This window comes from Buttiauxella agrestis (assembly GCF_900446255.1).
Classification (GTDB): Bacteria; Pseudomonadota; Gammaproteobacteria; order Enterobacterales; family Enterobacteriaceae; genus Buttiauxella; species Buttiauxella agrestis.
Window position 1 is genome coordinate 4,534,271 of the sequence record NZ_UIGI01000001.1, and the last position, 21,996, is coordinate 4,556,266.

Here is a 21,996-nt window from a genome sequence, read left to right on the forward strand (position 1 = left end):
ACAAAACCTTTCCTTGTAGGTCGGGTAAGCGCAGCGTCACCCGACAGTGTTAAGCCAAACCCAAACACGGAGCACCTCATGCAACAAACCATTCAGGTCGCCGCACCAAAACGTAGCTGGTTCTCGCTACTGAGCTGGGCGATTTTGTTAGCGGTCCTCGTTGCGTCCTGGCAAGGCGCGGAAATGGCTCCGCTGACTCTGTTCCGCGATGCGGGCAACATGGCGACCTTCGCCGCCGATTTCTTCCCGCCTGATTTCAGCCAGTGGCAACAATACCTCGGTGAAATGGGCGTCACGCTACAAATCGCCGTCTGGGGCACAGCGCTGTCCATCGTGCTTTCCATTCCCTGCGGCCTGATGTGCGCCGACAACCTGGTGCCGTGGTGGATTTACCAGCCGATGCGCCGCCTGATGGACGCCTGCCGCGCCATCAACGAAATGGTGTTTGCCATGTTGTTCGTGGTCGCCGTCGGCCTGGGTCCCTTCGCTGGCGTTTTAGCGCTGTTTATTCACACCACCGGCGTGCTGTCCAAACTGCTTTCTGAAGCGGTGGAAGCTATCGAACCCGGCCCGGTAGAAGGCATTCGCGCCACCGGCGCCAACAAACTTGAAGAGATTATCTACGGCGTGCTGCCGCAGGTGATGCCCCTGCTGATTTCCTACTCGCTGTATCGCTTTGAGTCGAACGTCCGTTCGGCAACGGTGGTTGGTATGGTGGGCGCAGGCGGGATTGGCGTCACACTTTGGGAAGCGATTCGTGGATTCCAGTTCCAGCAAACCTGCGCGCTGATGATTGTCATCATCGTCACCGTCAGCCTGTTGGATTTCATGTCGCAACGGTTACGTAAGCATTTCATTTAACGAGGCTTTGTTGAAAATGCACTTATCCAGACATCCGACCAGTTACCCGACGCGTTACCAGGAAATCGCCGCCCTGCTCGAAGTGGAGCTGCGTAAAAACTACCGCTGCGGCGACTACCTGCCAGCCGAAAGCCAACTGGCAGCGCGTTATGAAGTGAATCGCCACACGCTGCGCCGCGCCATCGACCAGTTAGTTGAGAAAGGCTGGGTGCAGCGCCGCCAGGGGATTGGTGTGTTAGTGCTGATGCGCCCGTTCGACTACCCGTTAAATTCGCAAGCCCGCTTTAGCCAGAACCTGCTCGACCAGGGAAGCCACCCCACCAGCGAGCGCTTACTCGCGGTACTGCGCCCGGCCTCAAATAGTGTGGCAGACGCGCTCGGCGTCACCGAAGGCGAGAACATTATTCACCTGCGCACACTGCGCCGCGTTAACGGCATCGCGGTGTGCCTGATTGACCATTACTTTGCGGAACTGGCCTGGTGGCCCACGCTGCAACAGTTCACCAGCGGTTCGCTGCACGACGTGATTCAGACCCAACTCGGTATCAACCTCACCCGCACCCAAACACGCATCAGCGCACGCCGCGCTCAGGCCAAAGAAAGTCGCCTGCTGGAGATCCCGAATATGTCTCCGCTGCTGTGCGTGCGCACTCTCAACCACCATGAAGGTGACGCCTCGCCTGCGGAATACTCCGTCAGCCTGACGCGCGCCGACATGATTGAATTCACCATGGAGCACTAAATGGACGCACCGCATTTTGACACCGCACAGCGCCAGCAGTGGATGGCCGTGCTCGCCCACAGCCTGCCGCAAGAGTTGGCCGCCATTTGGGCAGAACAAAATCTCAACCCTGAATATCAAGTTATCCGCAAGGCCGAAACCGGACTTGCACAAATTCAGGCGCGAATGGGCGCAACCGGGCAACGCTTTTTTGCCGGTGACGCCACGCTCACCCGCGCCGTGGTGCAGCTCGCCAACGGGACTTACGGCTACAGCTACTTATTAGGGCGCGACAAAGCCCACGCCGAACGCTGTGCCGTGATCGACGCGCTAATGCAGGAAAAAGTTCGATTTCAGACTTTACAAGAAACCGTCATTGCGCCTCTGGCCGCAAATCGCGAACAGCGTTTAGCTGCTCGCCGCACCCAAATTAACAGCAGCCGAGTCGACTTCTTCACTCTGGTTCGCGGAGATAACGCATGACCCTGATGACCGCTTTCAACCTGCCCGTCCAGGATGCCCAACAGAGTTTCCGTCGCCTGCTAAAAGCGATGAGCGAGCCGGGCGTAATCGTCGCACTGCATTCCCTGCAACATGGCTGGAAACCGCTGAATGTCGCCTCCACCAGCGTGCTGCTGACGCTTGCCGATAACGACACTCCGGTGTGGATTAGCGACGCGCTGAGCAATGACGTCACGCTGCAAAATGTCCGATTTCATACAAATGCTTCAATTTCCTTGACGCCTGAGCACGCGCAGTTTGCCGTTGCCGACGCAGAAATCACCGCCGGGCAGCTCAACGCGCTGGCGCAAGGCACAGACGTCGCCCCCGACACCAGCGCGACGCTGATTTTGCAGGTGCCGAGCCTGAGCGGCGGGCGCATGTTGCGCTTAACCGGCGCGGGTATTCGCGAAGAACGCATGATTGCCCCACAACTGCCGGACTGCGTGATCCACGAACTCACCGAACGCCCGCACCCGTTCCCGCTGGGCATCGACCTGATTCTCACCTGCGGCGACCGCCTGCTGGCAATCCCTCGCACCACTCATGTGGAGGTGTGCTGATGTACGTCGCCGTCAAAGGGGGCGAGAAGGCAATAGCCGCCGCCCATCAATTGCAGGAACACAACCGCCGTGGCAATCAAAACCAGGCCGAACTAAGCGTCGCGCAAATCGAGCAGCAGCTTGGCCTGGCAGTGGATCGCGTGATGACCGAAGGCGGCATTGCCGACCGGGAACTCGCCGCTCTCGCCATCAAACAGGCCAGCGGCGACATGGTCGAAGCCATCTTTCTGTTGCGCGCTTACCGCACCACGCTGCCACGCCTGGCGGTGAGCGAGCCGCTGAACACCGCCGAGATGCGCATCGAGCGCCGAATTTCTGCGGTCTATAAAGACGTGCCGGGCGGGCAATTACTCGGCCCGACTTACGATTACACCCACCGTCTGCTGGATTTCACCTTGCTGGCAAACGGCGAAGCGCCACAGCTTAAAACCGCTGATGACCACGCCGAACCCGCGCCGCACGTATTCAGCCTGCTGGCAAAACAGGGGCTGGCGAAAGCCGAAGAAGATAACGGCGAGAAACCTGACGACATCACCCGCCAACCGCCGGTTTACCCGTGTTCTCGCTCCTCGCGCCTGCAACAACTGGTGCGCGGCGACGAAGGTTATTTGCTGGCCCTCGCCTATTCCACTCAGCGCGGCTACGGACGCAATCACCCGTTTGCCGCAGAGATTCGCAGTGGCTATGTCGATATGGAAATTGTGCCGGAAGAGCTGGGTTTTGCAGTCAACATCGGCGAACTGCTGATTACCGAGTGCGAAATGGTCAACGGCTTTGTCGCCCCGGAAAATGAAGACCCGCACTTCACCCGCGGCTACGGGCTGGTGTTCGGCATGAGCGAACGCAAAGCGATGGCGATGGCGCTGGTTGACCGCGCGCTGCAAGCGCCGGATTACGACGAAACGGTGGCAGGCCCGGCGCAGGACGAAGAGTTTGTGCTGGCCCACGCTGATAACGTCGAAGCCGCCGGGTTTGTCTCGCACCTGAAACTGCCGCACTACGTCGATTTCCAGGCCGAACTGGAACTGCTCAAACGTCTGCAAAAGGAACGTCATCGTGACTAAGGCACTCTCCGGCTACAACTTTGCTTATCTGGATGAACAAACCAAACGCACCCTGCGTCGCGCCATTCTCAAAGCGGTCGCGATTCCGGGTTATCAGGTGCCGTTTGGCGGGCGAGAAATGCCGATGCCCTACGGCTGGGGAACCGGCGGCATCCAGATCACCGCCAGCGTGATTGGCGAAAACGACGTGCTGAAGGTGATTGACCAGGGCGCAGACGACACCACCAACGCGGTGTCGATTCGCAACTTCTTCAAGCGCGTCACCAACGTGGCGACCACCGAATCCACCGCCGACGCCACGCTGATTCAGACGCGCCACCGCATCCCGGAAACGCCGCTGACGGAAGATCAAATCCTGATTTATCAGGTGCCGATCCCTGAGCCGCTGCGCTTTATCGAACCGCGTGAAACCGAAACCCGCACTATGCACGCGCTGGAAGAATACGGCGTGATGCAGGTGAAACTGTACGAAGACATCGCCCGTTTCGGCCATATCGCCACCACTTACGCCTACCCGGTGAAAGTGAACGAACGCTACGTGATGGACCCGTCGCCAATCCCGAAATTCGACAACCCGAAAATGGACATGATGCCCGCGCTACAACTGTTCGGTGCCGGGCGTGAAAAACGCATCTACGCGGTGCCGCCGTTCACCCGCGTCGAAAGCCTCGATTTTGACGACCATCCGTTTACCGTCCAGCAGTGGGAAGAACCTTGCGCGATTTGCGGCTCGCACCACAGCTACCTTGACGAAGTGGTGCTCGACGACGCGGGCAACCGCATGTTCGTCTGCTCCGATACCGATTTCTGCCGCCAGAACAGCGAGGCCGCAAGCTCATGACTCAACCCTTACTTTCGGTCAATAACCTGACCCATCTGTACGCACCGGGCAAAGGCTTCAGCGACGTGTCATTCGAGCTTTATCCTGGCGAAGTGCTGGGGATTGTCGGCGAATCTGGCTCCGGTAAAACCACGCTGCTGAAATCCATTTCCGCACGCCTCGCCCCACAGAATGGCGAAGTGGTGTATCTCGACTCGTCACTGTACGACATGAGCGAAGGCGAGCGCCGCCGCCTGTTGCGCACCGAGTGGGGAGTGGTTCACCAGCATGCGATGGACGGCCTGCGCCGCCATGTTTCCGCGGGCGGCAACATCGGCGAGCGTTTAATGGCAACCGGCGCACGCCATTACGGTGACATTCGTGCCACCGCCGAGCGCTGGTTAGAAGAGGTGGAAATCCCGGCTTCGCGCATCGACGACCTGCCGACCACCTTCTCCGGCGGGATGCAGCAGCGTTTGCAAATCGCCCGCAACCTGGTGACGCACCCGAAACTGGTGTTTATGGACGAGCCAACCGGCGGGCTGGATGTTTCGGTGCAGGCGCGTTTGCTCGACCTGCTGCGCGGCCTGGTGCGTGAGCTCAACCTGGCGGTGGTGATTGTCACCCACGATTTGGGCGTGGCGCGTTTGCTGGCCGACCGCCTGCTGGTGATGAAACAGGGAAAAGTGGTGGAAAGCGGCCTGACCGACCGTGTGCTGGACGATCCGCACCACCCGTATACCCAGTTGTTGGTGTCATCGGTGTTGCAGAACTGACATTTGTCGGATGACGACGCTAACGCGTCTTATCCGACCTACGAACGACGAACCTGTAGGTCGGATAAGGCGAAGCCGTCATCCGACGTCATGGCATACGTTTTAAGGAACCAATATGTACAGATTACGGGTTGAAAACCTCAGCAAAACCTTTGTGTTACACCATCAACACGGCATCCGTTTGCCGGTGCTGGCGAATGCCTCGCTGGAAGTGGAATCCGGCGAATGCGTGGTGCTGCACGGCCATTCCGGCAGTGGGAAATCCACTTTGCTGCGCTCGCTGTACGCCAACTATTTGCCTGACCAGGGCCATATCTGGGTCAAACATAACGACGAATGGCTCGACATTGTGCAGGCTCCGGCGCGTGACGTGTTGGCAGTGCGCCGCCAGACCATCGGCTGGGTGAGCCAGTTTTTGCGCGTCATCCCGCGTATTTCTGCGTTAGAGGTGGTGATGCAGCCGCTGCTGGATTTGGGCGTATCGCGTGACGTCTGTGAAGACAAAGCATCCATGCTGCTGACCCGTCTGAATGTGCCGGAGCGCCTGTGGAACCTGGCTCCATCAACGTTTTCCGGCGGTGAACAGCAGCGCGTAAACATCGCCCGTGGCTTTATCGTCGACTACCCGATTTTGCTGCTTGATGAACCGACGGCCTCGCTGGATGCGAAAAACAGCGCCGCTGTGGTGGATTTGATTCTGGAAGCCAAAGCGCGCGGCGCGGCAGTGGTCGGGATTTTCCACGACGAAAGCGTGCGCAACCAGGTCGCAGATCGTTTACACAATATGGCAACCGTTGAGGCCAAAAATGATCATTAATAACGTCAAGCTGGTGCTGGAAAATGAAGTGGTTAACGGTTCGCTGGAAGTGGCTGACGGTGTGATCCGTAATTTTGCCGACAGCCCAAGCCAGTTGCCGCAGGCGCAAGATGGCGAAGGCGGCTGGCTGCTGCCAGGGCTTATCGAGTTGCATACCGACAACCTCGACAAATTCTTCACCCCGCGGCCAAAAGTCGACTGGCCCGCGCATTCGGCGATGAGCAGCCACGATGCCTTAATGGTGGCGAGCGGCATCACGACCGTGCTGGACGCGGTGGCCCTTGGCGATGTGCGCGACGGCGGCGACCGTCTGGAAAACTTAGAGAAAATGATTAACGCGGTGATGGACAGCCAGGCGCGTGGTGTAAACCGCGCCGAGCACCGCCTGCATCTGCGCTGCGAACTACCGCACCACACCACGCTGCCGCTGTTCCAGCAGTTGATCGACCGTGGCGGCGTGTCGCTGGTGTCGTTGATGGACCATTCGCCAGGCCAGCGTCAGTTCTCCAATCTGGTGAAGTATCGCGAATATTATCAGGGAAAATATCAGCTTAACGACGCCGACATGGACCGCTATGAAGCGGAACAGCTGGCGCTGGCTGAACGCTGGTCGCAACCCAACCGCCTGGCGATTGCAGCCGTTTGCCGCGCACGCAATATTTCGCTCGCCAGTCACGACGACGCCACCCGTGCGCACGTCGCAGAATCTCATGAACTGGGCAGCGTCATCGCCGAATTCCCGACCACGCTGGAAGCCGCACAGGCGTCGCGCCAGCATGGTTTGAGCGTATTAATGGGCGCACCGAATATCGTGCGAGGCGGGTCGCATTCCGGCAACGTGGCGGCACATGAACTCGCACAAGTTGGCCTGCTGGATATTCTCTCCTCCGACTATTACCCGGCGAGTTTGATGGATGCCGCGTTCCGGGTGGCTTTTGAAGAAACCAACCCTTTCACCCTGCCGCAGGCCGTGGCGCTGGTGACGCACAACCCGGCCAAAGCGCTGAATCTTGACGACCGTGGCCAGCTTGCGGAAGGCAAACGTGCCGATATGGTACTGGCGCATCAACATGGCGATCACATTCACATCGGCCGCGTCTGGCGTCAGGGAATACGGGTGTTCTGATGAACAAAATAGTCTGGTTGATGGGGCCGTCAGGCTCCGGGAAAGACAGCCTGCTCGGCGCGCTGCGCCAGCAGGAGAATAATCAACTGCTGGTGGCGCACCGATATATCACCCGCGCCGCCGACGCTGGCTGTGAAAATCATATCGCCTTGAGTGAAAAGGAGTTTACTCAGCGCCAGCGCCAGGGCTTGTTTGCCCTGTGCTGGCAGGCGCATCACCAACGTTACGGCGTGGGCATTGAACTGGATATCTGGCTCGATTCCGGGTTCGACGTGGTGGTGAACGGTTCGCGCCAGCATCTGGCCCAGGCGCGGGCGCGTTATGGCAAAGCGTTAGTGCCCATTTGCCTGCATGTTTCGACGGACGTGTTGCGCCAGCGCCTTGAAGCTCGCGGGCGCGAAACCGCGCTGCAAATCGAGCAGCGCCTGCAACGTGCGGCGCTTTACGCCCCGAATTTGGACGAGTGCTTGATACTGAATAACGACGATAGTCTTGATGAATCTGTCTCGTCGTTTATACATTTGATCTATTGAGCTGCTTTAATGTCGGATGACGCTACGCTTATCCGACCTACAAGTGCATGATTTTGTAGGGTGGATAAGCGTAGCGTCATCCACCAAATTCACAAGGAAACGCGCCATGCTTGAATTACGCCGCGCCGCACTCGCCGATAGCGATGCCGTTTACGCTTTGATTTGTGAGCTAAAACAGGCGGAATTTAACCGCCAGGCATTTAATGTGGGTTTTGCCGCTAATCTCGACGATCACAACTTATGCTACCAACTTGCGCTACTGAACGGCGCTGTTGTCGGCATGATCAGTTTGCATATGCAATTTCACCTGCACCATGTGAACTGGGTCGGTGAAATCCAGGAGCTGGTGGTGATGCCCGCCGCACGCGGCCACGGCGTGGGCAGCAAACTATTAGCCTGGGCAGAAGAACAGGCGCGGATTGCAGGCGCGGAACTCACCGAGCTTTCCACCAGCGCCAAACGCCTCGACGCGCACCGTTTCTACCAGCGCGAAGGCTATCAAAATACCCATTTCCGCTTTACTAAACTGGTGGAGAATTTGAGTGAGCCTGACGTTAACCCTTAGCGGAACCGGCGGTGCGCAACTGGTGCCCGCCTTCGGCTGCTCTTGCGCGGCCTGCGAGCGTGCGCGCAATCATCCACACTATCGTCGCAAGCCTTGTAGCGCAGTCGTGAAGTTTAACGACGCGGTCACGCTGCTGGATGCGGGCATTCCCGATTTAATGGACCACTGGCAGCCTGGGGAATTTCAGCAGTTTTTACTGACTCATTACCATATGGACCACGTTCAAGGCTTGTTCCCGCTACGTTGGGGCGTGGGCGATAAAATCCCGGTTTACGGCCCACCGGATGAGCAAGGCTGCGACGATCTGTTTAAACACCCTGGAATTCTCGATTTCAGCCACACGCTGGAACCGTTCGTCGGGTTTACGCTGCAGGCGCTGCGCATCACCCCCTTGCCGCTCAACCATTCAAAACTCACTTTTGGTTATCTGTTTGAAACTCCGCACAGCCGTGTGGCGTGGCTATGCGACACCGCTGGCCTGCCGGAAAAAACGCTGAAGTTTCTGGCGAACAACAAGCCGCAGGTGATAGTGATTGATTGCAGCCATGAACCGCGTACCGAAACACCGAAAAACCATTGCGATCTCAATACGGTTATCGAGTTGAATAAACATATGGGCTGCCCGCGCGTGATCCTCACCCACATCAGCCATCAATTTGATTGCTGGCTGATGGAGAATGCGTTGCCGCAAGGGTTTGAAGCCGGGTTTGACGGGATGGAGATTTGCGTTGATTAATGTCGGATGACGCTGCTGTACGACCTACGATTTGTATGCGGTTTTGTAGGGGGGATAAGCCGCAGGCGTCATCCACCGGCTTTTCGTTCTCCGGCTTGAAAAGCTTCGACTTTCCCCGCCCAATCTGCCGGATAAAGCCCATTTCTGACATCCCGATGAAATGACGAATACGGCCATTCACCCACGATCTTCACTAATCCATGTTTAACCGGATTGATATAAACGTAATCGACATGAGCCTGGTAATCGCGTTCATCCCTGATGCAGTGTTCCCAAAAACGTTTTTGCCAGACGGTGGTGTTTCCAGAAAGAGATTTTGTGAAGGTCTTTTTGATTGCTCGCCAACGCTGAGAGTAGTTGCTGTCATTTGCAGGTAGCGTCCAGACGCAATGCATATGGTCCGGCAAGATAATCCAGGCGTTTATCTCGAAAGGGTGGCGTTGTTTTACCTTTCGAATGGATTGCCTTAACTCAACGATGTTTCTGGTGAGCAAATCGGATTGACGATCATGCAGGTTTACAGTGAAGAACCATGTGCCACCCGCAACACGCATACGGCAGTAATTCGACATTGAAGCATCCTTGTTTGTTGTCGGATGACGCTTCGCTTATCCGACCTACGAAGCTACCAGAAGAACATATCACGCGGGTATCCGGTTCTTTTTTCCGTTACCAAAAACCGGATACCCGCTCGCAAAGTTTTGCTCTAGCGGAAATTAATATCTCTGTCGCTCGTCATGCCATACAGCTCAAACTTGCGTCCCAGCATCTGCCCACCGTCGCGCGTTAAAGGCGTCCAGCTGACCTGCGCGCGGCTGCGGGTTGGCGATGAAGAGAAGATATCCAGCGGCACATTGACGTAGAAACCTTTGGTGAAATCCCCTTCCCCGTACTCTTCTTTCGAGACGTTGGTGATCGTAGCGTAGGTGCCGACCACCACGCCGCTGTCGAAGCGTTTCGAGATTTCCAGCGTGCCGCCTTTATCTTTCGCCAGATACTGGCCGATGCTCAGTTTAACCAGCACATCGTCAGCAAACGGTGGCGTCCAGTAACCGGTGATATGGCCGGTTGGTGCGCTGTAATCGGTGAACTTCATCATGTCCAGCGAGCTGGTCCAGTCACGCTGTTTGACGTAGTTGGCATTGGCACCAATCGCCCAGTTGCTATCGACCGGGCGGTACAACACTTCCGCGCCCACGCCGCCGTACATGGTTTCGAGATAGCCGCCGTAAACCTGCCCGTACCAACTGTTGCCCAGGTACTGGAAGTAGTTGGCTTGCAGGTTATTGACGTAAACATCATTTTCAACGTAGTCGCGAACGTGGGTACGCACTCGCGGCAGTGTCGAGTCGTTCGGCGGATTGGTGTAGTTAAATTTGTCGTAGTTATTGGCGATGTTGGCAAACAGGCTGCCGGTGGTGAGCAAGTGGTCCGTGACCCACCAGTCGGCGGTTCCCATCACGCCAACCTGATACATATAGAAACTTTCCGGCCCGCCAACCGACTGGTTGAGCACCGGGTTTATCGCGAAATTCACCTTTGATTTGTCGATGAAATACCCTTGCTCGGTTTTCGCTGGCACCACCGGTTCTTCGCGTTTTTGCACCAGTTGTGTTTCATGCCCCAGCGGCTCGCCTTGCAGATGGTTTTGCAGGCTGGCGACATCCGTTTCCGTCGTCACCTGCGGCATATTCAGGCGCGTTTCGGTGATGCGGATGGTGCGAATATTTTCCGGCAGGTCATTCATGATAATGCGGTTGGCGCGTTCAATGCCTTCGCGGGAATCACGGTATTTCACCTGCTCGCCCGTCACATACAGCGTATCGCCTTTGACCTGGATATTCGGGTTGGCCAGGCCCGCGTTGTATTTAAGCAGCGTGAGCTGATTGGCGACCACCGTCGGCTGGAGAATTTCATCTTGCGGTTGCGGCTGGTATTGCGGGCGACGATTGTCGTTATAGCCCGGTCGCAAATCGTTGAAGTTGGTCCGCAACGTCACGCCAAACATGAAGGTATTCCCGCGTTCGTAGCTGACGTTAACGTCGGCCCAATCGGCGACACGGTAGATAGCGCCGACGTTAACGTTGCTACGCTGCTCGAGTTTCCCGGCAAAATCCTGGGTGTAATTATTGCCTTCATATTCCACTTTCAGGCGCAGCGGCTGCCATGGAGTCTGGTATTCAATGCCGCCAAACAGTGATGCCGGGCCGTGGAACATGCCGCTAAAGTTGAACGAACCCGCCTGGTTGTAGCTGTTATCGCGATAGCAATAACCGTCGCTGACTTCGCAGAATGGGTTTTTCACGTTACCGCTGGTGCCCATGTAGCCCCAGCCCATTCCGAGGGTAAAGTCGAACGGCCCCCAGGCTTTGCTCGCCACAATATATTCACTGTCGAACAGCCCGGTGCCGCCTAAATCGCGCACGCCGACCGCCACTTGCGGCAGGTAATATCCCTCTTCCCAGAGGCGCACTTTCATGTCGAATGCTTTGTCTTTGTAGGTTTGATTACCCGAGAAAGCCTCGACGCTGCTGTATTGTTTGGTGCGCACATCGGTGTAGCGCAGCGTGGTTTCAAGCCACGGGAAAAGCTGCACCGAAGCCGAGTAAAAGCGGTACTGGTCATTATCGCGGTAGTTCAGGCTGAATTCGCCCTCACGCGCCATGCGCGCCGTCGGGGTTTGGAGCAAACCGACGCCGCCAAAATCCGATTGTGACGGGCCAACAGGTGCCGGAAAAGTTTCGGCATGGCAGGCCGCGGAGACCGCCAGCGCCAGCAAGCTGTAGAGCGTTTTATTCTTCATCAATCCGGTCTCCGATGGGTCAGAGAGTTGAGGATTTGCTGATTCAGGCTGTTGAAATCAGAGTTAAAAAGTCGGTCGCTGAAACCGACAAACAGGATGCTGCCCGGCGTGAGTTCCACATGGCGTTTATTCCAGTACGCGACCGGCGCTTTTTGCGTTTTGCCGTCCGGGTAAATCACCCACGCATAGCTGCGGTCAGCCCCGCTGAGTTTGTCGATGCCATCCAGATATTCATCGGCACTGCGCCCGGCCACAAACGGCTTCTCGCCCGGCGAGCTGACTAATCCCATCAGCGTGATGGTGGTCGGCTGTGCGCCGGTCCACAGGCTGTATTCGCCCTGAAGCGGAACGTTGGCACGCGGACGAACGCGCACCCAGTCCGGATCGAGGTCAACAAACTGCCGTCCGGTGACGTGTATGGCCTGCATCTGCTGGCGCATGCCGTTGATAGCTGCGGCGTCGTCGCCATCTTCCTGCGCGGCAAATTCGCTTAACTGAGCCAGTAATTTCTGGTGCTGTTGTTCTGCCGCAGCAGATGCCTGGCGTTCGCTGATGACGGCACCCGGCCACCAGGCGTTTGCCAGCACAGGCTGTGTGACTAAATCAGCCAGTCTTTCAACGTTTTTAATGGTTTGATTTTGTGGGTAAATCGTCACGTTTCCGGCAGCGTAAGCATTGAATACCAGGGTGGATAAGGTGAGCGCCGCAAAAACGTGTCGGATGACGCTGCGCTTATCCGACCTACACATCATCGAGGCTTTAATTTTCATTCTTTTGCCGCCTTCAATAAAATGGTGTTAACCGGCCAATAATCGGGGCCAAGATATTGTTTTGACTGGCGGATATGACCTTCGCTGTCTATCCAGAAGCGGTTATGCCAGGTTTTGCCGTCGGCGGTAATTTCTTCGTCGAGCACGCGAACCGGCGTGGTGCTCATCGCTATGTCCAGCGTGTCGGTACCATCCCAGGTGAAGGTGGAACGCGCCGTCGCCATGCGCACCTGTTGGTGTTCAGTCCAGGCCATTTGCCGCGTCCAGCTTGCGCCATCAATAATTTGATTCGGGTTGGTTAGCGGGTCGTTTGCCAGGTTAGTGACCTGCTGGAGGTTGTCGCCAAGCCCGGTGGTTTTCACGATGCGGCCATGTTCGGTGACGATCATCGCCCGGTCTTGCGTCACCCATTTTTGTTGGCCGTTTTCGTCAAAGGCCAGCACCACAAAAATTTGCGGGCCGTTATTGATGCGCATGTACTGGCTGGCGTAGCGCATATTTTGAATTTCATCATGAGTTAGCTGTATGCCGTCATCCCCCACCATGCTGTGCCAGAGCGAGGAGCCAAGGCCTTTGGTGGTGTCGGAACATGCCTGAAGTAACAGGCAAGAAAGAAGAATTACGAGTCGCTGCACGAGGTTTCCCCGGAGTCGAAATAACCACACCGAAGTGTGGTTAGAGTTAAATCACCCGCGAAATTAACGGGTGCTGGTCGTCGTGGTGGTGGTGGTCCCGGTATTGGAACCATCACCGCCACCGGTTGCAGCAAGTGCTACACCCACTGCCGACCCGACAGTGCTGGCGCTGGTCGCAGTAGAACTCCCTGCGGACACATTCGTTGCTTGTGCGCCAGCTGCTTCACCCGTTGATACCGGGTCAGCATTTGCCGCGCCAGCCGCTGCCAGCGTGAATATGGCGAAAGCGCCATAAAGAACTTTCTTCATAACAATTTCCCTTCATTGAATGAATGGAGATTTGCCCAAAAGGAATTTCAGGCGTTTCGAGTATACACAACAAGTAATAGCGACAGACCGCGACGGGGAATAAGGAGAGAGCTTTAAGATAAATGGAAATATAACAATATTGGCAATATTGACATTTCATTTAGATGATGAAAAACAGACAGTTAAAATATAATCAAGAGGAAATACAATCTAATTAATCCGAAAATAAACCCGTAGAATTATCAGGTTATAGGTGTTTTTAGGATTAACCTCACGCTGGGGAATTAAGCTATTTACGGGGCAAGGGGAATTATCTTATTTAAATAAATAAGCCGACCATAAGATCGGCTTATATTTAATGTCTATTACTCTTACCCTAAATAATTCGAGTTGTGGGTAGGCGGCAAACTTACGAATCCCCAGGAGCTTACAAAAGTAAGTGACTGGGGTGAGTAAGTGCAGCCAACACCGCCGCAACTCGAAGTATGACGGGTATTATGCGCGCCAGGATTTATAACGGTTGATTAAACCATTCGTTGAAGAATCGTGAGTGCTGATTTCTGCATTGTCGCCCAGCTCCGGCAGAATACGGTTAGCCAGTTGCTTACCTAATTCCACGCCCCACTGATCGAAGGTGAAGATGTTCAGGATGGCACCCTGAGTGAAGATCTTGTGCTCATACAGCGCAATCAGAGCGCCGAGGCTGAACGGAGTGATTTCACGCAGCAGGATGGAGTTAGTTGGGCGGTTGCCTTCAAACACTTTGAACGGCACAACGTGTTCCAGAGTTTTTGGATCTTTACCCTGGTCAGCATATTCCTGCTCAACCACATCGCGTGCTTTACCAAATGCCAGCGCTTCTGTCTGAGCGAAGAAGTTAGACAGCAGTTTTGGATGGTGATCAGAAAGCGGGTTGTGGCTGCTCGCAGGCGCGATGAAGTCACAAGGAACCATTTTGGTACCCTGGTGAATCAGCTGGTAGAACGCGTGCTGGCCGTTAGTGCCAGGCTCGCCCCAGATGATTGGGCCAGTCTGGTAATCAACCGCGTTGCCGTTACGGTCAACGTATTTGCCGTTGGATTCCATGTTGCCCTGCTGGAAGTAAGCAGCAAAACGGTGCATGTACTGGTCGTATGGCAGAATTGCTTCGGTTTCTGCGCCGAAGAAATTGTTGTACCAGATACCAATCAGCGCCAGCAGCACAGGCAGGTTTTCCTCTGCCGGCGTGTTCGCGAAGTGTTTGTCCATGGCGTGTGCACCGGACAGCAATTCAACAAAGTTTTCGTAGCCGACTGACAGGATGATAGACAGGCCAATCGCGGACCACAGGGAGTAACGGCCACCGACCCAATCCCAGAATTCAAACATGTTGGCCGTGTCGATACCGAACTCGCCAACCGCTTTTGCGTTGGTAGACAGCGCCGCGAAGTGTTTCGCCACGTGTTTGTTATCGCCAGCGGTTGCCAGGAACCAGTCGCGCGCGCTGTGGGCGTTGGTCATGGTTTCTTGCGTGGTGAAGGTTTTAGAGGCAACCAGGAACAGCGTGGTTTCCGGGTCAACATTCTTCAGCACTTCGGCAATGTGAGTCCCGTCAACGTTAGACACGAAGTGCATGTTGAGGTGGTTTTTGTATGGACGCAGCGCTTCGGTCACCATGAATGGGCCGAGGTCTGAACCGCCGATACCGATGTTCACTACGTCAGTAATCGCTTTGCCGGTGTAGCCTTTCCAGTTGCCGCTGATAATGCTTTCAGAGAAGGTTTTCATCTTCTCAAGCACCGCGTTCACTTCTGGCATCACATCTTTGCCATCAACGATGATTGGCGTGTTGCTGCGGTTACGCAGTGCAACGTGCAGCACAGCGCGGTCTTCAGTGCGGTTAATTTTCTCGCCAGAGAACATGGACTTGATTGCGCCCTGCAAATCCGTCTCTTTTGCCAGCGCTTGTAGCCTGGTCAGGGTTTCTTCAGTGATGCGGTTTTTGGAGTAATCCACCAGCATTAAGTCGTCGAAAGTCGCGGAGAACTTGCCAAAACGATCAGCATCCTGCGCGAACAGCTCAGCGATTGTGACGTCTTTCATTTCGTCAAAATGCGCCTGCAAGGCCTGCCATGCAGCGGTCTGCGTTGGGTTGATATTTTTCATAGCGTTACCCTTTTGATTTGAGAACTGTGACTGCGGTCAATTGTATATCCACAAAACGGGATTTGTGATGATTTTTCTGCCTTTGCACAGGGAATACCGTTTCAGGTTATGTGCCAGCGAAAAAGTTATCGAAGCGGACTCAGCCCATCTGGACCCCGTCTACACTGAGAAAAACAGTATGGCGCTGTAAACCAGGTAAGGTAAAAATTTTATGGAACTGTCCGTACCTCTTTTATTGGTGATTATCACCATTAGCTCGCTGGCGGCGCAGTGGCTGGCGTGGGCGATTAAGCTTCCAGCCATCCTCCCTTTACTGTTATTCGGGCTGATTCTCGGCCCGTTTACGCATGTGCTTAACCCCGATCAGCTTTTTGGCGAACTGCTGTTTCCCGTGGTTTCCCTCGCCGTGGCCATTATTTTGTTCGAAGGTGCGCTCACGCTGCGTTTTGATGAGATTCGCGGTTTAGGCGGCGTGGTGCGCAACCTGGTCAGCGTTGGGATGCTGGCGACTTTTGCCGTGATTAGCCTCGCCTGTTGGTGGCTGTTAGGGTTAGAACCGGCGCTGGCAGCGCTGGTGGGTGCCGTGACGGTTGTGACCGGCCCGACGGTTATCGCTCCGCTGATGCGCGTGGTGCGCCCGAACGCCGCGATTAACCGGGTGCTGCGCTGGGAAGGGATTGTTATCGACCCTGTGGGGGCGATTTTCACGCTGCTGGTGTTTGAGTTCATCACGCTGCGCCAGGAAGCAGGTTCCAATCTGCATTTGCTGATTATCTTCGCGCAGACGGTGGTGGTGGGTTTAGCCTGCGGCGCGCTGTTTGGCTGGTTGCTGGGCACCGCGTTAAAACGCGTGTGGTTTCCGGCTTATCTGCAAAATTTTGCCGTACTCGCAGTGGTGTTGCTGACGTTCGGCCTTTCAAACTCGCTGGCCGATGAGTCAGGATTATTGGCGGTGACGGTGCTGGGCATCTGGCTGGCGAACATGCGCGATGTGGATGTCAGCGATATCGTCGCGTTCAAAGAAGAGTTGTCGGCCATTCTGATCTCGGCGTTGTTTATTATTCTTGCCGCCCGCCTCGATATTCATGGCGTGTTGGCGATGGGCTGGCCACTGGTCGCTTTGCTGCTGGTGATTCAGTTTGTCGCCCGCCCGTTATGTATTGCGATTTCTACCCTCGGTTCGTCGTTAACCCTGCGCGAAAAGCTGTTGTTAAGCTGGATTTCTCCGCGCGGTATTGTCGCGGCGGCGGTGAGTTCGTTATTCGCCCTGACGCTGCAAAAAAGCGGTTACGAAGGCGCGGATAAACTGGTCAGCGTGGTGTTCGCCATTATTATTGGCACCGTGGTGCTGCAAAGCCTGACCAGTGGCCCGCTGGCAAGGTGGCTCGGCGTGCAACAACGCAAGCCAAAAGGGGTGCTGATTATTGGCGCAAATACGGTGGCGCGAACGCTGGCTCACGCGCTGGTGAAACAAAACATTCCGGTGATCCTCACCGATAATAGTTGGGAATATTACCGCCTGGCGCGCATGGAAGGATTGCCCGCTTATTACGGAAATGCCTGGTCGGAGCATGCGGAAAACGTGCTCGATTTAAGCAATACCGCGCAGGTGCTCGCACTTTCGCCAAACCGCCACCAAAACGCGCTGGCGGTGTATCACTTCAGTCATATTTTCGGCAACGATAAGGTTTTTGCTATCCGTTCCGGTTCCGCGTTGAAAGGGCGAGGCAGTAACGAAAGCGCGCGTTTTCGTCGTCATGAGAAACTTTTTCCTGAAGATGTCACCTGGAGCAATTTAAGCAGCCAGCTTGCCAAAGGAGCGACCATTAAAGCGACGCGTCTGAATGAAAATTTTGGCTGGCTGGAATATCTGGAGAAAAATCGCGGAGTCTTGCCACTTTTTGCCCGTCTGGAAGAAGGAAAAACTATCGCGATAAACGGGAAAACCATCCCAACGCTGCCCTGTACTTTGATTGCATTGGTGCAGACCGATAAATCCCCGGCTTCCAGACGTTGACATCTGGCGCGTAACATTTTATTTGTATACGGCTACTTGCTCACTTGTGAGTAAGCCAGAAGAGGCGCGTCGCCCAGGTATCGTGTTTGAGGAGCCAATCCGCAGACGACACAGGAGGGGGAGCGACGCCGAGGTAGTGCATGTATGGCAGCATGTATTATCGGCCACGGGGGCTGAATCCCTTGGGCTGTCACCAGGAGCATTTCATAATCGAATGCTCCAAATTATTCCCGAATTCGTAAAGAGATTGGGGAGACAAGGTGGGGCGCTTCTGGGTGTATCGTAGTTCAAGTTTACTTTTCTACGTCTGCCCCGTATCCCGCTCTTCCCTTGTGCCAAGGTTGATTGACTTTTTTGCCATAGCGATGGCTCCCTGACACGAGGCTGTACCGTAATGTCCTACCCACAAACCGTTATTGCCAAATTTGGCGGCACAAGCGTTGCAGATTACGACGCGATGAACCGCAGCGCCGATGTGGTGCTGGCTGATGAAAACGTTCGCGTTGTCGTCCTTTCCGCATCGGCGGGTATCACCAATTTGCTGGTGGCGCTGGCAGGCGGACTGGAAGCTACAGAGCGTTTTGTTAAGCTCGATGCGATTCGCAAAATTCAATATGACATTGTCGAACGTTTGGCTAACCCGCAAATCATCCGCGAAGAAGTCGAGCGTCTGCTCGAGAACATCACCACTCTGGCTGAAGCGGCATCGCTTGCGACCTCAACCGCATTGACAGATGAACTGGTTAGCCACGGCGAGCTGATGTCTACGCTGCTGTTTGTCGAGATCCTGCGCGAACGCAAAGTTGACGCGCAATGGTTTGATATCCGTAAAATCATGCGTACTAACGACCGTTTTGGCCGCGCCGAGCCGGATGTCACCACCTTAGCGGACCTGGCGAGCCAACAGCTCCTGCCACGTCTGGCGCAATCTCTGGTCATTACTCAAGGCTTTATCGGTAGCGAAGCGAAAGGCCGCACCACCACGCTTGGCCGTGGCGGCAGCGACTATACCGCGGCATTGTTGGGCGAGGCGTTACATGCCAGCCGTGTCGATATCTGGACTGACGTGCCGGGCATTTACACCACCGATCCGCGCATGGTGCCCGCGGCAAAACGCATCGACAAAATTGCGTTTGAAGAAGCAGCTGAAATGGCGACATTCGGTGCAAAAGTGCTGCACCCGGCTACGTTATTGCCTGCGGTTCGTTGCGGTATTCCGGTGTTTGTGGGGTCCAGTAAAGATCCAAAAGCCGGTGGCACACTGGTGTGTAATCAAACTGAAAACCCGCCGCTGTTCCGCGCGCTGGCTGTTCGCCGCAAGCAAACGCTGGTGACGCTGCACAGCATGAGCATGCTCCACTCCCACGGTTTCCTTGCGGAAGTGTTCAACATTCTGGCGCACCACAATGTCTCTGTCGATTTGGTGACGACATCTGAAGTCAGCGTCGCGTTGACGCTGGACACCACCGGTTCCACATCCACCTCAGACAGCCTCCTGACGACGTCTTTGCTGACCGAGCTTTCTTCATTGTGCCGCGTTGAAGTGGAAGAAAACCTCGCGCTGGTTGCTATCATCGGCAACCAACTGTCGAAAGCCTGCGGCGTGGGCAAAGAGGTGTTTGGCGTGCTTGAACCGTTCAATATCCGCATGATTTGCTACGGCGCATCCAGCTATAACCTGTGCTTCCTGGTGCCGGGCGATGACGCAGAAAAAGTGGTGCAGAAGTTGCACCACAATTTGTTCGAGTAATTAACGATAGTTATCGTCTAAGCGCCGCTCATCTTCCTCAAGCTGGCGGCGCTGTTCGTCTAACTGACGCTGCTGGTCATCGAGCTGGCGGCGTCGGTCTTCAAGCTGACGGCGGCGATCCTCATACTGCCGACGCCCATCTTCGCTACGCTGCCTGTCCTGCTCTTCCCAACGGTTATCATCACCGTCATCTTCACGGCTGTCGTTTGGCTTATAGGCGTCGTTTATCGCCTGCGAAATAGAACCGACAATCGAGTTGTCAAACAGGCCATCCAGCGCATCGGCGTGGGCAATTGAGGTCATGGTCAGGGTGCCGAGCAGCAGCGCAGTGGAGTAGCGATTCATAAGCCTGTCTCATGAAATTGGTTCGCTAAACGATAAGAAAAAGGCCTGAGCGCCAGTAGCGGAGAAATCCTAAAACATGATCCTCGTCCGCTATTTCAAATAAACATTGAAACGCTATTTCAAGTTATATGAGTGCGGTGTTTTAATGTTTCCAGTTGAAACTTACTCATACGGACATGGGGTACTAAAATGTCTTACGACTATATTGTAATAGCGGGTTATTTTTTATTAATGGTGGCGATTAGCCTGCTATTTAAAAAAATGGCGAATAATAGCACCAGCGACTATTTCCGCGGTGGCGGCAAGATGCTGTGGTGGATGGTTGGGGCAACGGCATTTATGACGCAGTTCTCCGCCTGGACCTTCACGGGTGCCGCTGGTAAAGCCTTTACCGATGGCTTCGCCGTGCTGGCGGTGTTTATCGGCAACATGTTTGCTTATCTTCTGGCGTGGGCATACTTCGCTCGCCGCTTCCGCCAAATGCGCGTGGATACCCCAACTGAAGCGGTTCGCCGCCGTTTTGGCCCGGTCAACGAGCAGTTCTTTACCTGGGTGATTATCCCGCTGAGCGTGATTAACGCTGGCGTGTGGTTAAACGGCCTTGGGGTATTTGCCTCCGCCGTATTTAACGCCGATATCATCACGACTATCTGGATTACCGGCCTCGCGGTGCTGGCGATTTCCATGCTGAGTGGCGCATGGGGCGTCGTGGCATCTGACTTTATTCAAACATTGGTTATTGCCGTTATTTCCGTAGCTTGCGCAGTGGTTGCCCTGTGGGCAGTGGGCGGCCCTGCAAACATCGTGACTGAATTCCCATCCGGCTTCTTTACTGGCCCGGATATGAATTACCCATTACTGATGGTTGGCACTTTCCTGTTCTTCGTGGTGAAACAGCTGCAAAGTATCAACAACATGCAGGAATCCTATCGCTTCCTGAATGCTAAAGACTCCAAAAACGCCAGCAAGGCCGCTTTAATGGCGCTGCTAATGATGCTGGTTGGGGCGGTGATTTGGTTCATTCCACCGTGGGCGACGGCGATTCTTTACCCGAATGCAGGCGCACAGTATCCAGAACTTGGCGCGAAAGCACGTGATGCGGTTTACCTGGTGTTTGCCCGCGAAGCGATGCCGCTTGGGACCGTTGGGCTGTTGATGGCTGGCCTGTTCGCCGCAACCATGTCCTCTATGGACTCAGCACTTAACCGTAACTCCGGTATCTTCGTACGTAGCTTCTACGCAACGATTGTGCGCAAAGGCAAAGCGACCGACAAAGAGCAACTGCGTGCGGGCCAAATTGCCTGCCTGGTGAACGGCCTGCTGGTTATCTTCATGGCGCAGTTCTTCAACTCGCTCAAGCACCTGAGCCTTTTTGACCTGATGATGCAAGTCGCGACCCTGCTGCAATCGCCGATTCTGGTGCCATTATTCTTCGGTATGCTGATTCGCAGAACGCCTTCCTGGGCGCCGTGGGCAACGGTTATCTTCGGTCTGGGCGTCTCCTGGATGGTGGTTGATGTGTTCACGCCGCAGTACGTCATGTCCTGGTTCGGTGTTGAAACACTGACTGGCCGTGAAGTGAGCGAGCTGAAAACCATCATTCCTATCGTTGCACACCTGGTGCTGACCGGCGGCTTCTTCTGCCTGAGCGCTCTGTTCTACAAACCGCAGGCCGACAGCAATGTTGCCGCTACAGATGCATTCTTTAAAGATGTCGAAACGGAGTGTGTTGAAGACGACGCACAAGACATCGTTGACCGTATGCAACGTAACAAGCTGGGCGACCTGACTATCTACATGGCTGCGGGCTTGTCTGCGATGATGCTGATTCCAAACCCAATGTGGGGCCGTCTGCTGTTCCTGGGCTGTGCTGCGGTGGTGTTTGCTGTCGGATATGCGCTAAAACGCAGTGCGCGAATGGATGATGCTACCGTCATTCTCAAGCCCTCGACGCAAACGCAACGGTAAACTCAACGTAAACAGACAACACACTTAATCCCCCAAAGCCACCGAACCCGGTGGCTTTTTATTTATTTTCACATCCTGCTAACATTATTTAGTAACTCATTATTTCTCAGATAATAGCTATTATTAGAAATATAAAAGTATTGCTTACTATTTAATCTAATCTGGCTCTGG

The 21,996-nt window shown here is 55.0% G+C and carries 22 protein-coding genes and 1 riboswitch; of the genes, 15 read left to right on the forward strand and 7 right to left on the reverse strand.

The features are described from left to right. The first annotated feature begins 78 nt into the window (after positions 1–78). From phnE to phnP, 12 genes are all read left to right on the forward strand, one after another. Positions 79–861: a phosphonate ABC transporter, permease protein PhnE gene (gene phnE / locus DY231_RS21510; RefSeq protein ID WP_115631467.1), complete on the forward strand. Its 783-nt coding sequence runs from the start codon at positions 79–81 to the stop codon at positions 859–861. Between the two features lie 16 nt (positions 862–877). Further along, complete coding sequence (gene phnF, locus DY231_RS21515) at positions 878–1,603, forward strand: phosphonate metabolism transcriptional regulator PhnF (RefSeq protein ID WP_034492573.1); 726 nt, start codon at positions 878–880, stop codon at positions 1,601–1,603. After that, positions 1,604–2,065: a phosphonate C-P lyase system protein PhnG gene (gene phnG, locus DY231_RS21520; RefSeq protein WP_034492571.1), complete on the forward strand. Its 462-nt coding sequence runs from the start codon at positions 1,604–1,606 to the stop codon at positions 2,063–2,065. Then, entirely contained in the window at positions 2,062–2,646 is a 585-nt protein-coding gene (gene phnH / locus DY231_RS21525) for a phosphonate C-P lyase system protein PhnH (RefSeq protein WP_115631468.1), read from the forward strand. The genes phnG and phnH overlap by 4 nt, the downstream gene beginning before the upstream one ends. Continuing rightward, the gene (locus DY231_RS21530; protein WP_115631469.1) at positions 2,646–3,710 is read left to right on the forward strand and encodes a carbon-phosphorus lyase complex subunit; all 1,065 of its coding nucleotides are present in this window, start codon (positions 2,646–2,648) and stop codon (positions 3,708–3,710) included. Before phnH ends, DY231_RS21530 begins: the two co-directional genes overlap by 1 nt. Beyond that, the gene (phnJ, locus tag DY231_RS21535) at positions 3,703–4,551 is read left to right on the forward strand and encodes an alpha-D-ribose 1-methylphosphonate 5-phosphate C-P-lyase PhnJ (protein WP_115631470.1); all 849 of its coding nucleotides are present in this window, start codon (positions 3,703–3,705) and stop codon (positions 4,549–4,551) included. Before DY231_RS21530 ends, phnJ begins: the two co-directional genes overlap by 8 nt. Next, positions 4,548–5,306 (forward strand): phosphonate C-P lyase system protein PhnK, encoded by a 759-nt coding sequence (gene phnK / locus DY231_RS21540; RefSeq protein ID WP_115631471.1) that lies wholly within the window; start codon positions 4,548–4,550, stop codon positions 5,304–5,306. Before phnJ ends, phnK begins: the two co-directional genes overlap by 4 nt. 115 nt (positions 5,307–5,421) lie before the next feature. Next, complete coding sequence (gene phnL, locus DY231_RS21545) at positions 5,422–6,123, forward strand: phosphonate C-P lyase system protein PhnL (RefSeq protein ID WP_034492559.1); 702 nt, start codon at positions 5,422–5,424, stop codon at positions 6,121–6,123. Next, entirely contained in the window at positions 6,113–7,249 is a 1,137-nt protein-coding gene (gene phnM / locus DY231_RS21550; protein WP_115631472.1) for an alpha-D-ribose 1-methylphosphonate 5-triphosphate diphosphatase, read from the forward strand. Before phnL ends, phnM begins: the two co-directional genes overlap by 11 nt. Continuing rightward, positions 7,249–7,782 carry a ribose 1,5-bisphosphokinase gene (gene phnN / locus DY231_RS21555; protein ID WP_115631473.1) on the forward strand — a complete coding sequence of 178 codons (534 nt, stop codon included), beginning with the start codon at positions 7,249–7,251 and terminating at the stop codon, positions 7,780–7,782. The genes phnM and phnN overlap by 1 nt, the downstream gene beginning before the upstream one ends. Positions 7,783–7,888: 106 nt before the next feature. Next, positions 7,889–8,347 (forward strand): aminoalkylphosphonate N-acetyltransferase, encoded by a 459-nt coding sequence (gene phnO / locus DY231_RS21560; protein WP_115631474.1) that lies wholly within the window; start codon positions 7,889–7,891, stop codon positions 8,345–8,347. After that, a complete protein-coding gene (gene phnP, locus DY231_RS21565; protein ID WP_115631475.1) occupies positions 8,325–9,083 on the forward strand; it encodes a phosphonate metabolism protein PhnP in 759 nt (252 codons plus the stop codon). The genes phnO and phnP overlap by 23 nt, the downstream gene beginning before the upstream one ends. 68 nt (positions 9,084–9,151) lie before the next feature. Here the strand turns inward: phnP and DY231_RS21570 are convergent, their stop codons facing one another. The 6 genes from DY231_RS21570 to pgi all read right to left on the reverse strand — a co-directional run bounded on the left by DY231_RS21570 (position 9,152) and on the right by pgi (position 15,745). Next, positions 9,152–9,655: an REP-associated tyrosine transposase gene (locus DY231_RS21570; RefSeq protein ID WP_115631476.1), complete on the reverse strand. Its 504-nt coding sequence runs from the start codon at positions 9,653–9,655 to the stop codon at positions 9,152–9,154. Positions 9,656–9,789: 134 nt separating this feature from the next. Continuing rightward, a complete protein-coding gene (locus DY231_RS21575; protein WP_115631477.1) occupies positions 9,790–11,886 on the reverse strand; it encodes a YjbH domain-containing protein in 2,097 nt (698 codons plus the stop codon). Then, positions 11,886–12,656 (reverse strand): capsule biosynthesis GfcC family protein, encoded by a 771-nt coding sequence (locus DY231_RS21580; RefSeq protein WP_256682690.1) that lies wholly within the window; start codon positions 12,654–12,656, stop codon positions 11,886–11,888. Before DY231_RS21580 ends, DY231_RS21575 begins: the two co-directional genes overlap by 1 nt. Beyond that, positions 12,653–13,291: a YjbF family lipoprotein gene (locus tag DY231_RS21585; protein ID WP_115631478.1), complete on the reverse strand. Its 639-nt coding sequence runs from the start codon at positions 13,289–13,291 to the stop codon at positions 12,653–12,655. The genes DY231_RS21580 and DY231_RS21585 overlap by 4 nt, the downstream gene beginning before the upstream one ends. Positions 13,292–13,354: 63 nt before the next feature. Then, complete coding sequence (yjbE, locus tag DY231_RS21590) at positions 13,355–13,600, reverse strand: exopolysaccharide production protein YjbE (protein WP_115631479.1); 246 nt, start codon at positions 13,598–13,600, stop codon at positions 13,355–13,357. 495 nt (positions 13,601–14,095) lie between these two features. Next, entirely contained in the window at positions 14,096–15,745 is a 1,650-nt protein-coding gene (gene pgi, locus DY231_RS21595) for a glucose-6-phosphate isomerase (RefSeq protein WP_115631480.1), read from the reverse strand. 211 nt (positions 15,746–15,956) lie between these two features. Between pgi and DY231_RS21600 the strand changes: the two genes are divergently transcribed. Then, entirely contained in the window at positions 15,957–17,762 is a 1,806-nt protein-coding gene (locus DY231_RS21600) for a cation:proton antiporter (protein WP_115631481.1), read from the forward strand. 51 nt (positions 17,763–17,813) lie between these two features. Beyond that, positions 17,814–18,041, forward strand: a riboswitch (Lysine riboswitch). Between the two features lie 115 nt (positions 18,042–18,156). Then, the gene (gene lysC, locus DY231_RS21605) at positions 18,157–19,512 is read left to right on the forward strand and encodes a lysine-sensitive aspartokinase 3 (protein WP_115631482.1); all 1,356 of its coding nucleotides are present in this window, start codon (positions 18,157–18,159) and stop codon (positions 19,510–19,512) included. Here the strand turns inward: lysC and yjdP are convergent, their stop codons facing one another. Further along, a complete protein-coding gene (yjdP, locus tag DY231_RS21610; protein ID WP_115631483.1) occupies positions 19,513–19,857 on the reverse strand; it encodes a DDRRRQL repeat protein YjdP in 345 nt (114 codons plus the stop codon). Between the two features lie 189 nt (positions 19,858–20,046). On the opposite strand from yjdP, the gene DY231_RS21615 reads away from it, so the two are divergent. Beyond that, positions 20,047–21,825 (forward strand): sodium:solute symporter family protein, encoded by a 1,779-nt coding sequence (locus DY231_RS21615; protein ID WP_115631484.1) that lies wholly within the window; start codon positions 20,047–20,049, stop codon positions 21,823–21,825. Positions 21,826–21,996 lie beyond the last annotated feature (171 nt).

Excerpts from the sequence above, each read along its gene's own strand:
- phnE (WP_115631467.1), top strand. The coding sequence starts at position 79 with ATGCAACAAACCATTCAGGTCGCCGCACCAAAACGTAGCTGGTTCTCG.
- phnF (WP_034492573.1), top strand. The coding sequence starts at position 878 with ATGCACTTATCCAGACATCCGACCAGTTACCCGACGCGTTACCAGGAA.
- phnG (WP_034492571.1), top strand. The coding sequence starts at position 1,604 with ATGGACGCACCGCATTTTGACACCGCACAGCGCCAGCAGTGGATGGCC.
- phnH (WP_115631468.1), top strand. The coding sequence starts at position 2,062 with ATGACCCTGATGACCGCTTTCAACCTGCCCGTCCAGGATGCCCAACAG.
- DY231_RS21530 (WP_115631469.1), top strand. The coding sequence starts at position 2,646 with ATGTACGTCGCCGTCAAAGGGGGCGAGAAGGCAATAGCCGCCGCCCAT.
- phnK (WP_115631471.1), top strand. The coding sequence starts at position 4,548 with ATGACTCAACCCTTACTTTCGGTCAATAACCTGACCCATCTGTACGCA.
- phnL (WP_034492559.1), top strand. The coding sequence starts at position 5,422 with ATGTACAGATTACGGGTTGAAAACCTCAGCAAAACCTTTGTGTTACAC.
- phnM (WP_115631472.1), top strand. The coding sequence starts at position 6,113 with ATGATCATTAATAACGTCAAGCTGGTGCTGGAAAATGAAGTGGTTAAC.
- phnN (WP_115631473.1), top strand. The coding sequence starts at position 7,249 with ATGAACAAAATAGTCTGGTTGATGGGGCCGTCAGGCTCCGGGAAAGAC.
- phnO (WP_115631474.1), top strand. The coding sequence starts at position 7,889 with ATGCTTGAATTACGCCGCGCCGCACTCGCCGATAGCGATGCCGTTTAC.
- DY231_RS21570 (WP_115631476.1), bottom strand. The coding sequence starts at position 9,655 with ATGTCGAATTACTGCCGTATGCGTGTTGCGGGTGGCACATGGTTCTTC.
- DY231_RS21575 (WP_115631477.1), bottom strand. The coding sequence starts at position 11,886 with ATGAAGAATAAAACGCTCTACAGCTTGCTGGCGCTGGCGGTCTCCGCG.
- DY231_RS21580 (WP_256682690.1), bottom strand. The coding sequence starts at position 12,656 with ATGAAAATTAAAGCCTCGATGATGTGTAGGTCGGATAAGCGCAGCGTC.
- yjbE (WP_115631479.1), bottom strand. The coding sequence starts at position 13,600 with ATGAAGAAAGTTCTTTATGGCGCTTTCGCCATATTCACGCTGGCAGCG.
- pgi (WP_115631480.1), bottom strand. The coding sequence starts at position 15,745 with ATGAAAAATATCAACCCAACGCAGACCGCTGCATGGCAGGCCTTGCAG.
- DY231_RS21600 (WP_115631481.1), top strand. The coding sequence starts at position 15,957 with ATGGAACTGTCCGTACCTCTTTTATTGGTGATTATCACCATTAGCTCG.
- lysC (WP_115631482.1), top strand. The coding sequence starts at position 18,157 with ATGTCCTACCCACAAACCGTTATTGCCAAATTTGGCGGCACAAGCGTT.
- yjdP (WP_115631483.1), bottom strand. The coding sequence starts at position 19,857 with ATGAATCGCTACTCCACTGCGCTGCTGCTCGGCACCCTGACCATGACC.
- DY231_RS21615 (WP_115631484.1), top strand. The coding sequence starts at position 20,047 with ATGTCTTACGACTATATTGTAATAGCGGGTTATTTTTTATTAATGGTG.